The sequence below is a fragment of the Devosia sp. A369 genome (assembly GCF_054489345.1).
In genome coordinates this window covers 120,134-133,100 of the sequence record NZ_JBTMWV010000008.1, presented here as the reverse complement: position 1 = coordinate 133,100, position 12,967 = coordinate 120,134, and the positions used below count along the sequence as shown (strand labels likewise).

At 66.1% G+C, this 12,967-nt stretch carries 10 protein-coding genes and 1 pseudogene; 10 read left to right on the top strand and 1 reads right to left on the bottom strand.

The features are described 5' to 3' along the window. The first annotated feature begins 21 nt into the window (after positions 1–21). From ACX3OZ_RS12290 to ACX3OZ_RS12265, 6 genes are all read left to right on the top strand, one after another. The gene (locus ACX3OZ_RS12290; protein WP_459094652.1) at positions 22–582 is read left to right on the top strand and encodes a DNA-3-methyladenine glycosylase; all 561 of its coding nucleotides are present in this window, start codon (positions 22–24) and stop codon (positions 580–582) included. 68 nt (positions 583–650) lie between these two features. Further along, positions 651–2,480: a DNA helicase RecQ gene (gene recQ / locus ACX3OZ_RS12285; RefSeq protein ID WP_459104606.1), complete on the top strand. Its 1,830-nt coding sequence runs from the start codon at positions 651–653 to the stop codon at positions 2,478–2,480. Positions 2,481–2,731: 251 nt separating this feature from the next. Beyond that, a complete protein-coding gene (locus ACX3OZ_RS12280) occupies positions 2,732–4,117 on the top strand; it encodes a GumC family protein (RefSeq protein WP_459104605.1) in 1,386 nt (461 codons plus the stop codon). Further along, positions 4,114–5,115: a glycoside hydrolase family 5 protein gene (locus ACX3OZ_RS12275; protein WP_459104604.1), complete on the top strand. Its 1,002-nt coding sequence runs from the start codon at positions 4,114–4,116 to the stop codon at positions 5,113–5,115. The genes ACX3OZ_RS12280 and ACX3OZ_RS12275 overlap by 4 nt, the downstream gene beginning before the upstream one ends. Further along, positions 5,112–6,320, top strand: a complete 1,209-nt coding sequence (locus ACX3OZ_RS12270) for an O-antigen ligase family protein (protein ID WP_459104603.1) — start codon at positions 5,112–5,114, stop codon at positions 6,318–6,320. The genes ACX3OZ_RS12275 and ACX3OZ_RS12270 overlap by 4 nt, the downstream gene beginning before the upstream one ends. Then, the gene (locus ACX3OZ_RS12265) at positions 6,317–7,321 is read left to right on the top strand and encodes a glycosyltransferase (RefSeq protein ID WP_459104602.1); all 1,005 of its coding nucleotides are present in this window, start codon (positions 6,317–6,319) and stop codon (positions 7,319–7,321) included. The genes ACX3OZ_RS12270 and ACX3OZ_RS12265 overlap by 4 nt, the downstream gene beginning before the upstream one ends. On the opposite strand, the gene ACX3OZ_RS12260 is transcribed toward ACX3OZ_RS12265, so the two are convergent. Continuing rightward, on the bottom strand, positions 7,294–8,679 hold the full coding sequence (locus ACX3OZ_RS12260; protein ID WP_459104601.1) for a polysaccharide biosynthesis protein: 1,386 nt from the start codon (positions 8,677–8,679) through the stop codon (positions 7,294–7,296). The genes ACX3OZ_RS12265 and ACX3OZ_RS12260 overlap by 28 nt on opposite strands. Before the next feature lie 124 nt (positions 8,680–8,803). On the opposite strand from ACX3OZ_RS12260, the gene ACX3OZ_RS12255 reads away from it, so the two are divergent. The 4 genes and pseudogenes from ACX3OZ_RS12255 to ACX3OZ_RS12240 all read left to right on the top strand — a co-directional run. Further along, positions 8,804–9,970, top strand: coding sequence for a glycosyltransferase (locus ACX3OZ_RS12255; RefSeq protein ID WP_459104600.1), 1,167 nt, complete (start codon positions 8,804–8,806; stop codon positions 9,968–9,970). Next, complete coding sequence (locus ACX3OZ_RS12250) at positions 9,967–10,719, top strand: polysaccharide deacetylase family protein (protein WP_459104599.1); 753 nt, start codon at positions 9,967–9,969, stop codon at positions 10,717–10,719. Before ACX3OZ_RS12255 ends, ACX3OZ_RS12250 begins: the two co-directional genes overlap by 4 nt. Next, positions 10,716–11,795, top strand: coding sequence for a GNAT family N-acetyltransferase (locus ACX3OZ_RS12245; protein WP_459104598.1), 1,080 nt, complete (start codon positions 10,716–10,718; stop codon positions 11,793–11,795). The genes ACX3OZ_RS12250 and ACX3OZ_RS12245 overlap by 4 nt, the downstream gene beginning before the upstream one ends. Before the next feature lie 31 nt (positions 11,796–11,826). After that, positions 11,827–12,510 (top strand): annotated as a pseudogene (locus ACX3OZ_RS12240) (heparan-alpha-glucosaminide N-acetyltransferase); the annotation flags it as partial. Positions 12,511–12,967: the final 457 nt, after the last annotated feature.

Below are 12,967 nucleotides of genomic sequence, written 5' to 3'. Positions count from 1 at the left end.
GATTCAGCACTCGCTTCCAGCATGCTTGCGGATTTCTTTGACCGTCCGGTCACCGCGGTGGCGCGCGACCTGATCGGCGTCACTTTGCTGGTCGATGGCGTTGGTGGTCCGATGGTCGAAGTGGAAGCCTATGACCCCGCCGATCCGGCTTCACATAGTTTCAACGGCCCGACGCCGCGCAATGCGGCGATGTTTGGTCCGCCCGGCCATGCCTATGTTTACAAAATCTACGGCATCCATTGGTGCCTCAATTTCGTCTGCCAGCGCGGCAGTGCGGTGTTGGTCCGAGCGCTGGAGCCGGTGCAAGGACTGGACCAGATGCATGAGCGGCGCGGTGGGGTTTCGGCGCGCCAGCTTTGTTCCGGGCCGGGCAAATTGTGTCAGGCGCTTGGCATCTCGATTGCGCAGAATGGGCTGTCGCTCGATGCGCCGCCCTTTGTGTTGTTGCCGCGCGATGTTGAGCATGATGTCGCAGTGGGGCCGCGCATTGGCATCACCAAGGGCGTCGAGACGCCCTGGCGTTTCGTGCGGCGCGGCTCGCCGTTTCTGAGCAAACCGCTGGTGGATAGCGCCAAAGCTTGATCGCTGCCGGCTTGCGGCTCACCCCGCCCCTGTGGTCCAAGGGCGGTGTGAGCACGCTTGAATCAGGAATGGATTTGTTCGAGGCCGGACCGCAGGCATTGCCGCGTGACCCCCTGGCCGTGCTGCGCGATGTTTTCGGGCATAAAAGCTTTCGTGGCCAGCAGGCCGATGTGGTGGATCATCTGGTCGGCGGCGGCGACGCCGTGGTGCTGTTCCCCACCGGCGCCGGCAAATCCATGTGCTACCAGATCCCGGCGATTTGCCGCCCCGGCGTCGGCATTGTCATCTCGCCGCTGATCGCCTTGATGCGCGATCAGGTCGAAGCGCTGCGCCAGGCCGGCGTGGCGGCAGCGGCGCTCAATTCGTCGCTGACCGCCGAAGAGTCCGCCGAAGTGCGTGGGCAATTGCGGCGCGGCGAACTCGACCTGCTCTATGTGGCGCCCGAACGGGTGGCGACGCCGGGCTTTGCCAATATGCTGAGCGATATCGACATTGCGCTCTTCGCCATCGACGAGGCGCATTGCGTGAGCCAGTGGGGGCATGATTTCCGCCCCGAATATCGCGAGCTGAGCAAGCTCACCGAGCTGTTCCCCGGCGTGCCGCGCATTGCGCTCACCGCCACCGCCGATCCGACGACGCGCGAAGACATCATCGAGCGGCTGGGGCTGGAAACGGCGCAGGTGTTTGCCACCAGCTTTGACCGGCCCAATATTTCCTATTCCATCGTCGAGCGCGACAAGGCTCGCGACCAGCTACTGAGTTTCCTCGCGGCGCATAAGGGCAGCTCGGGCATTGTCTATTGCCTCTCCCGCGCCAAGGTCGAGGACGTCGCCGACTGGCTGAGCGGCAAGGGCATCCCGGCTTTGCCCTACCATGCCGGTCTGCCGGCCGAGCGCCGCAACGCCAATCAGGATGCGTTCCTCAAGGAGGAAAATGTCTGCATGGTGGCCACCGTGGCCTTCGGCATGGGCATCGACAAGCCGGACGTGCGCTATGTGGCGCATATGGACCTGCCCGCTTCCATCGAGGCCTATTATCAGGAGACCGGCCGCGCCGGCCGCGACGGTCAGCCCGCCGATGCCTGGATGAGCTATGGCATGGCCGATGTGGTGCAGCGTCGCCGCATGATCGACGAGGGCAATGCGCCCGACGAGATCAAGCGCGTCGAGCACGGCAAGCTCAATGCGCTGCTCGGGGTCTGTGAAACCGCCGAGTGTCGTCGCAAGGCCATCCTCAACCATTTCGGCGAGGCCCATCCCGGCGCTTGCGGCAATTGCGACACCTGCCGGTCGCCCGTCGAATCCTGGGATGGCACCGAGGCGGCGATCAAGGCGCTGGCCGCCATCTATCGCACTGGCATGCGCTTCGGCGCGGCGCATGTCATCGATGTGCTGCTGGGCAAGGCCACCGAAAAGGTCGAGCGGTTTGGCCACCAGAACCAGCCGGTGTTCGGGCAGGGGGCTGATCTCGATAGCAAGACCTGGCAATCGGTATTGCGGCAGTTGACGGCGGGCGGGCTGATCGTGGTCGACCACGCCAATCATGGCGCGCTGACGCTGGGTGAGGGCGCCCGCGCCGTGTTCCGCCGCGAGCGCGTGGTGACCCTGCGCAAGGATCGGCCGAAAAAATCCGTCGATGTGCGCCGCCAATTGGCCAGCAGCGTGCAACTGCCGGAACCGGCGATGTCGGTGTTCAATGCGCTGCGCGAGGAACGCCTGCGCATCGCCAAGCAGCAGGGCGTGCCGCCTTACGTCATTTTCCACGATGCCACTTTGCGCGCCATGGCGCTGGCTCGGCCCCGCCATCCGCATGACATGCTCAACCTGCCCGGCGTCGGCCAGGCCAAGCTCGACCGTTATGGCGAGGCGTTTTTGGCGGTCTTGGCGCAGCAGGATTAGGACCAAGCAGCCTCGACTGCTGCCTCGGTGTGCTTGGCCCCACCCCACCAAGGGGAGGGAGGCGCAGGCTGCGATGGCTGTGTGCATCGTCTCCCTCCCCTTGTGGGGAGGGATCAAGGGTGGGGGGGCACACGCGCCGGCCTAGTAAATACCCTTACGGAATTCACCAGGAAACGGCTTTGATCTCTCGCTAGACCGGGATGCTGCTAAGTTTTGTTCGTCGGTAACAAAACATTAAGCATGATCCACTGATGTTCCACGCCACCAATAGCTCGCAATTCATGCCGCCGCCTGCGCTTGCTTTGGGCGATTGGCCGGGTGAACTCTGGCAGACGCGCTGGTGGCTGTTGACGGGCGCGCTGGGTGGGGTCGCATTGGCCGTGCTCACTGCGCAAGTGGTGACCCCGAGCTACCGCGCCAGCGCGCAGATTTTCATCGATCCGCAAAACCTGCAATTGCTCGAACGCGATTTGACACCCTCGACCGCCTCGGGCGATGCCGGCGTGGTGTTGATCGAAAGCCAGGCACGGGTCATGGCTTCGGACTCGGTGCTGCGCGCTGCTGCGACCCAGCTTGGGCTGGATCAGGATCCCGAATTTGCGGGGCCGATCAACCCGCTCAAGGCGCTGCTGGATGGGAGCTTCAACGTTTCGGACGCGCCGCGCGATGAGCTTAGCCGGGCGGTCACCGCGCTGGGCAAGGCCGTGCATGTGGTGCGGCTGGACCGGACCTATGTGGTCGATATTCACGCCGAATCCGAAAGCGCCAGCAAGGCGGCCGCTATCGCCAATGCCGTGGTCGGCAATTATCTGGCCTTGCGCGAAGCCCAGCGCGCCGAACAGGCCGGCCGGGCTTCGGCGACGCTAGAGGGGCGGCTGACGCAATTGCTGGCCGAGTTGGACGTCGCCGAAACCGCCGTTGAGCGCTATCGCAGCGCCAACAATATTGTCGAAACCGGCGGCCAGTCGCTGCTTGAAGGCCGGGTCGGCCAGACCAGCCAGGCGCTGCTTGCCGCCAATAATGCGGTCGAGGCCGCGACCATCCAGCTGGCGCAATTGCGGCAATTGGCACTGGACCCCGACCGCATCATTGCCGCGCCCGAGGCGATTGGCTCGGTCGACATCACCCGGCTGCGCAGCGAGCTGCAAAGTGCTGTCGCCGATGCGGCGACGCTGCGCGCCACGCTGGGCGCGCGCCATCCCCGGTTGCAGGTGGCGGAGCAGGGTGTGGCGCTGGCCCGCACTGCCATCACGGCTGAAATCGGGCGGCTGCTGGATGCCGCCGAATTGGGCCTGCAGCGGGCCGAGCAGCAGGCGGGGGCCCTGAGCCAACAGATGGAAGCTGCGACCACGGCGCTACAGGATACCGACTCCCGCCGCATCCGTCTGCGCCAGCTCGAGCGCGTGGCCGAGGCCAGCCGGGCGATTTATGAGGACGCGCTGCTGCGCTCGCGTGAAACCGCCGAGCAGGCGCAGATCGATACGCTGAATGCCCAGATTGTGTCGCGCGCCGTTGCTCCGATGGAGCGCAGCTTTCCACCAAAACTCAGCCTGTTGCTACCGCTGGGCGCCCTTGCCGGGTTGGTGCTGGGCGGTTTTTATGGCCTGCTGCGCCAGCGCCGCAAGGCCACCAAATGAACCGGCGCGGCGCTCTGGCTGGGCTGGCCGGGTTGGCGGCAACGCCGCTGCTGCGCGCCGCCGAGCCGGGCCGCATCGAGATCGTCGGCAATCGCCTGCACTGGAACAACGCGCCGCTGCGTCTCGCCGGCATTGCCATGGGCGACCCGGTCTATATCCGCGCCGGGCGCAGCCTTGATGATTATCGCGTGGTGGCCGAGGACTGGGCGGCTAATTGCGTGCGCATCAGCGTGCATCCCGGTCATTGGCGCTATGATCGAATGCTGCTGGGGCAGTTGCTCGATGCCGACATCGCGGCGGCGCGGGCGCAAAATCTCTTCGTTATTGTTGACTGGCACGCCATCGGTTTTCCCGACCTGTATGCGCCGGTGCCGCCGCCGCAATGGGGCCTACCGGCCGACGCCTATCTGTCCTCCATCGACGACGCCATCGCCTTCTGGCGCGGCATGGCCGAGCGACACGGCAGTGATCCGGCTGTGATGTTCGAGCTGTGGAACGAGCCGGTGGGTGACGAGCGGCATTGGCTGTCGGATGGTGCTTTCTGGTCTGAGTTTCGGCCCGCCTGGGCGGCGATCACGACCGACATCCGCCGCATCAGCGACAACATCGTGCTCGCGGCGGGTGGGCGCTGGGCGCATGATTTGACGGGCGCGGCCGCCGATCCGCTGGATGATGCGCGCACCGCCTATGCCTGGCATGTCTATCCCAATGAAGACCGCCATGCGCCCGACCGCTGGTTCGCCAGCCTCGGCACGCTGGCCAAACACAAGCCGATCATCGTCACCGAATGGGGCTTTTGCCCGGCATGCGCGGATGGCTTGCAGGGCGGGTTGGATGACTTCGCCATCCCGTTCACCCGCGACGTTCTGGACGGATTGGGTCTCGGCCACACCGCCTGGTGCTATAGCCCCGGCGCGCTGCCGGCCCTGCTGCTGCAAGACGATACGCTCTCGGTCTATGGCCGCTTTGTGCGCGACTATTTGCGGGGCGAGACATGACTGCGGCGCTGAGCCGTTTTGAGCTGAGGGTGCTGCTGGTCGGTGGCTTTGTGCTTTGCGCCATGCTGGTGCTGTGGACGCAGGCGCAGCCCTTTGCCAGCCTTGCCGATTATGGCGTGCTGGATGATCCGACCCGATCCAATGGTCTGCGCCGCAATCTGACGCTGCTGATCCTCGCCCTGGCCTTGCTGCTGGTGTGGCGCGGCGGGCAGGCGGGTCGGCTGTGGCAGGCGGTCAGTCCGGGGCTGGTGTCGATCTTTCTGTGGTTCGCCGTGACGGCGCTGCTGTCGCCCAGTGCCGGGCTGGCGCTCAACCGGCTGGTGCTGGCCGGGGTGGTCATCGCCATCGCCGTCTGCCTGCCGCTGCTGTTCGTGCGGATGGAAGACTTTGTCGTGACGCTGGGCGTGGCCACCAGCCTCGCCATTGTGCTGTGTTTCGGCGGCGCCCTCTTTGCCCCCGATCTGGCCATCCATTCGCTGCGCGATAATGTGGAGCAGGGCCTCGCCGGCGACTGGCGCGGCTTGTTCCGGCACAAGAATGATCTGGCGCCGATGGCGATCCATTTCACGCTGGTCGGTATTTTGTTGTGGCGGCTGGGCTGGCGGGTCTGGGGCGGGGGTATTGTTCTCGGGGCGCTGGCGCTGTTGGGGCTGTCCGGCGGCAAGTCGGCGGCCTTGCTGTTGTTGCCCGCGCTGGGCGGGGCGCTGTCGATTACCCGGCTGCGTCCGGGCGGCGCGCTGCTGGTGGCGCATTTGCCCGATCCGAGCTTTACCGGCCGCACCGATATCTGGCAGCTCGCTCTCGAGGCGGTCGGCCGGCGGCCAGTGATTGGCTATGGCTACAACGTGTTCTGGGACACTGGCGCGACCTATGCCATCGCCGGCAGCGGCGATACGGCGGCGCAGGTGTCGCATGCGCATAATGGCTTTCTCGATATCGCCATTTCGGCGGGCATTCCCGGCCTGGTTCTGGTGCTCGGCTGGGCCGGCATCGCGCCGCTTCGGCACATAGCCGCCATCAGGGCGCGGGCGACCGACGCCGCCGAACGGGCGTTTCTCGACTATCTGGTCGCCGGCTGGCTGTTCACCCTGCTGATGTCCAGTCTTGAGGCGGTGCTGTTCAACCGGGGCGACTCCATCTGGTTCACCGGGCTGCTGGCCATCGTCTGCCTGCGGCTATGGGCGCGGGCGGAGTTGGCGCGATGAGCCGGGTGCTGCAATTGCTCACCAACAATACGCCGGGCGGCGTGCCGGTGCCGGCCGCGATGGTGGCCGAGGGGCTGGTCGCGCGCGGGCATGAGGTCGAGACGCTGGTGCTGCGCCAGGGGCCGGGGCTGGTGGCGCGCCGCATTCTGACGGGGCGCTATGATGGCATCCTGTCCTATCAGGTGGCGGCGGGGCTGGTTGGCGCGCTGCTGGGCGGAGTGGTTGGCGTTCGAGTGCGGGCGAGCCATCTCACCGCCATCCCTTCGGCCATGCGTGGCCCTTGGCGCGTGCTGGATCGGTGGTTCGGGCTGGTAGGGCTGCATACTGCCATCATCGCCAATTCTGCGGCGACCGTTGCGGCTGTGGACACCTATCCGCAGCGCTATCAAAGCCGCTTGCGGCTCATTCCCCATGGGGTGGCGCCGCTGCCCAAAGCGGTGACCGGTGGCTGGGCTGGGCGGCTGGCCATTCCGTCATTGGCGCCGCTGCTGGTGACTGCCGGCCGGCTGGCCGAGCAGAAGAACCATCAGCTCGCGGTGGCTGCCTTGGCCGAGTTGCCGACCGCCCATCTGGTCATTGCCGGCGATGGGCCGCTGCGCCCGGAGCTGCTGCAGCAGGCGGGACGGCTGGGCGTGGCGGCGCGGCTGCATCTGGTGGGTCATCTGGACCGGTCGGCTCTGGCTGGCCTGATGGCGGAGGCCGACGCCTTTGTGTTTCCTTCGCGGTGGGAGAGTTTTGGGCTGGTGGCGGTCGAAGCCGGCATGGCGGGGCTGCCCGTCATTGCAGCCGACCTGCCGGTGCTGCGCGAGGTGCTCGCGCCGGCCGGGACGGTGGCGTTTCACCCGGTTGACGATGCTAGCGCTTTGGCAGAAGCGGTGCGGGTCCTGCTGGCGGATTATCCGAGTTCGGCGCAGCGCCATGCGGCGGCCCTTGCCCTGCGCCAGGTCTATGCGGTGGAGCGGATGATTGATGATTATTGCCGCTTGATTGCCAGTAACTGACGGGCGCCAAACAGGTCCCAGCGCCAGCCCAGCCATAGCGCGGCTGCCAGCACCGGCAGCAGCGCCGCCCACCAGCCGGCGAGGTGCAGGAACATCAGCCCCAGCATGCTTGTGCCGGCGCAGACCAAAAGGGCGAGCCCGGCGCGGGCAAGTTCCACCGGCATCAACCGGGTGTGGCGATCGGCGATGAGGAAACCGAGCAGACCACCGAGCTGTGCCAGTGCGAAGGCGGCGGCGGCGCCTGTCGGGCCGAAGGCGGGCACCAGAATAGCGACGCCAATAGCGGTGAGCGCCAGCATGGCGATATTGGCAATCACCTCGCGCCGCACCGAGCCGGCGAAATAGATCACCTGGCCGAAATAATAAGCGCGCAGCGTCAGCGCGCCGGTGCCCAGCACGATGAAAGGCAGGATCGCCGGGGCGGCGGCGGCATAGTCGGCATCGAGCAATACGCCGAGCAGGCCGGGACCCAGCACCAGCCAGCCGGTCATGCCGAGCAGCACTATGGTCCATAGCGTGAGGAAGGCGCGGCGGAGTATGGCCCGGCGTTGCGCAGTATCCGCCCCCAGCGCCTTGGCCTGCGACACATAGGCGGCGGCGATGGCTTCGCCCAGCACGACAAAGCTCTGTCGGGTCACGTCGCTGACCGCTCCATAGGACCCGACCGCAGCGGCGCCGGCCAAGCGCTCGAGCACCAGCCGATCCAGATTGAGGGCGAGGGCCGCCGCTGCCAATGCCACGATCAGCGGCCAGCCATAGCGGAGGAGCGCCATGACATCGCCGGGTTCGGGCCGGGCGATGCCGTCGCGCCACAAGGCGCGTAGCACCGGCGCGGCGGCGAGAGCTTGGCCCAGGCCAATGGCGGTCAGCAACAGACTGGCCGATTGGGCCAGCAGCAGCGCCAGGCTGCCCAGCGCCAAGATCAGCACGCCGCGCAGCAGGCCGGAGGCTGTCACCTCGGCGACCAGCAGGCGGGCCCGGCCCAGTTCGACAGCGCCGATATGGATGATGAAGCCCAGCGATAGCACGGCGATCCCCAACGCCGTCTCCGGCGCTACCAGACCCGTGGCGAGGGCGAGCAGCAGCAGGACGCTGCCGAGCGCCGTGACCGCGCCGAGCGCCACGATCAGCGCTCCGGCCAGCCGCGCGGCGCGGGCCGGGGCATAGACGCCGAAATGGGCGTGCAGCAGCCATTGGCAGAGGGTGGCGAAGACGATGAAGCTGGTGGCGAAGCCGACGAGATAGACGCCATACACCGCCGGCGTGGCCAGCCGGGTGAAGATGGCGACCGACAGCAGGTTGAGCCCGGCAGCCCCCAGACGGGAGACCATATACAGCGAGGCGTGGTGGTCGTTCAAGATTTTTGGATTGATAAGTATAGGTGCATAGGGAAAATCCAGTAATATTAACCCGTTAAATCAAGTAACGTGGCTTTGGATTATCAGATCAGATTTAAGTAATTCAATTATTACCATCTGGTCGATGATGATTATTTACGAGAATAGCCAAAGCCGATCTATCGTGATGCTGGTGCGCGCCATGTCGGGCGGCGGGGCGCAGCGCGATGCCATCGAGCTGGCCAATGGGCTGCTGGCGGCGGGCTGGCCGATGCTGGTGGCCACCCTCGATGCAGAGGGGCCGCTGCGCGATTTTCTGGCGCCTTCCATGCCACTGCTCGATCTGGGCGGGGGCAAGCGGCTGCGCATGGCACGCGCCGTTCCGGCGCTGACGCGGATGCTTCGGGCGCGGCAGCCGGCGGCCATCATTGCCTCAGAGGCGGCGGGCAATTGTCTTGCGGTGGTGGCGGTGCAGCTATGCCCACCGGCGCTGCGGCCGCGAATTATCCTGCGCGAAGTGGCGGCGCCGCTGGCGGCCAGGCGCGCCGATCCCTATTGGCAAAACCGTCTCGGCTATCATCTGGCACCCTGGCTCTATCCCCGCGCCGATCTGGTGCTGAGCTTCACCGCCGGGGTGCGGCAGGAATTGGTGGAGCACTTCGGCGTGGCGCCGCAACGGGCGATCAATCTGGGCACCAATGCGGTGCTGTCGGCGGCGCGGTTGGCCGAACTGATCGTGCCGGAGCGGCGCGAGGCCGGGCATATCATCGCGGTGGGCCGGCTGTCGCGAGAGAAGGATTTTGCTGCGCTGATTGCCGCTTTCGCCGTATTGCGCGACGAGCGCATGGTGCGACTGACCATTCTCGGGGAGGGGCCGGAGCGCCCGGCGCTGCAGCGTCTGGTGCGGCAATTGGGGCTCGATGATTGCGTCATGCTGCTAGGCTTCGTTGCCGAACCGAGTGACTGGGTGGCGCGGGTCGGGCTGCTGGTCTCCTCCTCGCGGCATGAGGGCTTTGGCAATGCCATTGTCGAGGCCCTGGCCTGCGGCACGCCGGTGGTCGCCACCGATGCGCCCCATGGCCCGCGCGAAATCCTCGCCAATGGGCGCTTCGGCCTGCTGGTGCCGCCCAACAATCTGCATGCACTGGTCCATGCCATGCGCCGTGCCCTCGATGCGCCGGTGGACCGCGCGGCGCTGCGGGCGCGCGCCGCCAGCTTCACCACCGAGGTCGCCGTGTCGCGCATGAACGCGGTTCTGGCCAGCCTGGGTCTGACGCCGCTGCCGCTACCCGTCCGCGAAGAGGTCTGGTGATAGAGCTGTCCCACCCCATTGCCGGCCTGTCGCGCCGACTGGCCCGGACCATCCCGTTCCGGCCATTCCGGCTCAGACTGAGCCAGCCGATGGTGTCGTTCAGCTTTGATGATTTTCCGGTTTCTGCCGTTGAATACGCCGCGCCGCAGCTCGAAGCGCTCGGGGCGCGCGGCACTTTCTATTTCGCCGATGCGCTGGCTGGGGGCAGCGAGAACGGCCAGCAGATTGCCAGCCGCGATCAGGTGGCTGCATTGGCGGCGCGCGGGCACGATATCGGCGGCCATACCAGCGCCCATCTCAATGTCCAGCGCTGCGCGCCGGATCACCTCATTGCCGATGTGACTGCCAACACTTCGGCAATCGCGGCGCTGAGCGGGCGGGCGCCTACCTCCTTCGCCTACCCGTTCGGCGTCGTGTCGCTCAATACCAAGCGCCTGCTGGCGCCGCTTTATGCCGGGCTGCGCGGCATCCAGCCGGGGATCAATCGCGGCTGGATCGACCTGGCGCATCTGCGGGCCGAGGAGTTGTATGACGCGACGCTCAGCCCGGCGCGGCTGGACCGGCTGCTGGAAGATCTCGTAGAGGGTGGCGGCTGGCTGATTTTTTACGCCCACGATGTGCAACACGCGCCCAGCAGCATTGGCTGCTCGCCGGCCCATTTTGGGCTGGTGCTCGACCGGGTGCAGGCGCGGGGGCTGGCGATCCATCCGGTGGCCGAGGTTTTGGTCGCAAGCGGAGCTTTGCGATGATGGCGGCGATGCAGCGCGACGACGTGCCGGCTGTCGCCGCTCTGTTTTACCGCGCCTTTCGCGGTGGTGGGGCGCCATCGGCGGCGTTCCTGAGCTATCTCGAGCGTAGCTTCTTCACCGCGCCCAGCCATGACCCGGCTGTGGCCAGCATGGTGCATCGCGATGGCGACGGCATTATCGACGCGGCGCTGCTGGTCATTCCCATGCAGGTGCGTATCGGGGAGCGGGTGCTGACCGGTCGGCTGATGAGCAATTACATGACCGATCCACGCCAGCCGACGCGCGGCGGGGCCAATATGGTGCTGACATTGCGGGCGCGGCATCAGGATTTCTGTTTTTCCGATAGCGCCAATCCGGTCAGCGCCGACCATTGGCGGGCGATTGGTGGCCATGTGCTGCCGGTGCAGAGCCTGGATTGGCGGCGGGTATTTCGCCCGGCGGGATGGCTGGCGCAGCGGATGCAGCGCCGTGTGCCGGGCTGGTTGCGGCCAATGCTGGGTGGCGTGGCGCGGGGCATCGATACGCTGTTGCGGCGCCTGGTGCCGGGGCTGCGGGCAGTTGGTCCGGCCGTTGGGACGCCGATGGCGCGGGATGACTTCATTCAACTGGCGCCGGGGCTGGTCGAGCGCTTCGCGCTGCATCCGGTGTGGGGGGCGGAGGAGCTGGGCTGGCTGCTCGAGATGGCGGCGCAAAATCCGGGGCATGGCAAGCTGCACCTGCGCGAACTGCGCGATGGCAGAAGCGAGCTGGCCGGGTGCAGCGTGTTTTATGCCCGACCGGGCGGCATGGCGCGGGTGCTCAATATTCTGAGCCGGCCAGGGCAGGAGGCGGCGGTGGTCGGTGATTTGCTGGCCCATCTCGATACGCTGGGGTGTCTGGGCGCAACGGGGCTGGCGCAGCCGTTTCTGATGGCGGCGCTGGGGGCGCAGAAGGGCATGGTTTTCGTGCCGCGCGGCGCTTACTGCATTTCCACTAGGCATGCCGAAATCACCGATGCAGCGCTGCGGGGCGACGCCTATCTCGGCGGGCTGATGGGCGAGGACTGGAGCCGGCTGCTCGACGATTTTCACGATTGAACCCGGCGGCGACGCCAGCCATTGTGCGGCCATGAGTGAAACTGCTTCGCCGCGCCCCCGCCTCGCCATTGTCGACATCGCCCGTGGCGTCGCCATTCTGGCCATGGTCGTCTATCATTTATGCTGGGACCTCAGCTATTTCCGCTTCATCCCGGCCGATGTGGGGCATGACCCGGAATGGGTGCTGTTTGCCCGCAGCATTCTGGCGGCGTTCCTGTTTCTGGTCGGGGTTGGGTTGGTGCTCGGCCATGGTCGGGGCATTCGCTGGCGCGGCTTCTGGCGGCGCTGGGTGTTTGTGCTGGCCGGGGCGCTGATCATCAGTGCGGCGACCTGGTTCACCTTCCCGGATAGTTTTGTCTATTTCGGCGTGCTGCATGCCATCGCGCTGTTCAGCCTGCTCGGGCTGGGCTTCGTGCGCACGCCGCTGTGGCTGGTGATCATTGCAGCGATTGTCTTCATTGCGCCGACCTTCTTTTTCTCCGACGCGCTGTTCAATGAGAAAGTGTGGTCCTGGCTCGGCTTCTGGCAGGTTCCGCCGCCGACCAATGATCTGGTGCCGGTATTCCCCTGGTTCGGCGCGGTGCTGGTCGGCATCATCGCCACCCGGCTGCTGCTGGCCTCAAGCTGGTACGAGCGGCTCGCCGCCATCGCGCCGGGCGGACGCTTGCCCAAGCTGCTGGCTTTCCTCGGGCGCTGGAGCCTGCTGATCTATCTGTTGCACCAGCCGATCCTGCTCGGGCTGGTCTATCCGGCCGCAGCGGTGCTGCAACCGCAGGTGGCGATGCGCAGCAGTGATTTCCTGCGCTCCTGCCAGAGTACCTGCGAGGCGGGCGGCACCACGGCGCCGCTCTGCACCATCTATTGCCAATGCGGCCTGGAAGGGGTCGAAAAGAACGGGCTGTGGAATGCCATCGAGACCGGCATGGTCAGCGCTGCCGAGCAGGCGCTGCTTGATGCCCAGAACCGGCAATGCTCCGCTGTCATCTACCCGGCGCCCGCTGTGCCGCAATGAGGGTTGGAACGTTGCGATTTGCGTTTTTTGTGACGATTCTGTCTTGAATGGTAGGGCGAATGAGGGTTGACTGAGCGGGCGAGCTAATCCGGTCCGATACTGCGGAATACGGTAGTTTGCCCCCAATTTCGACCCACACTTATATTGACGTCTGGATATT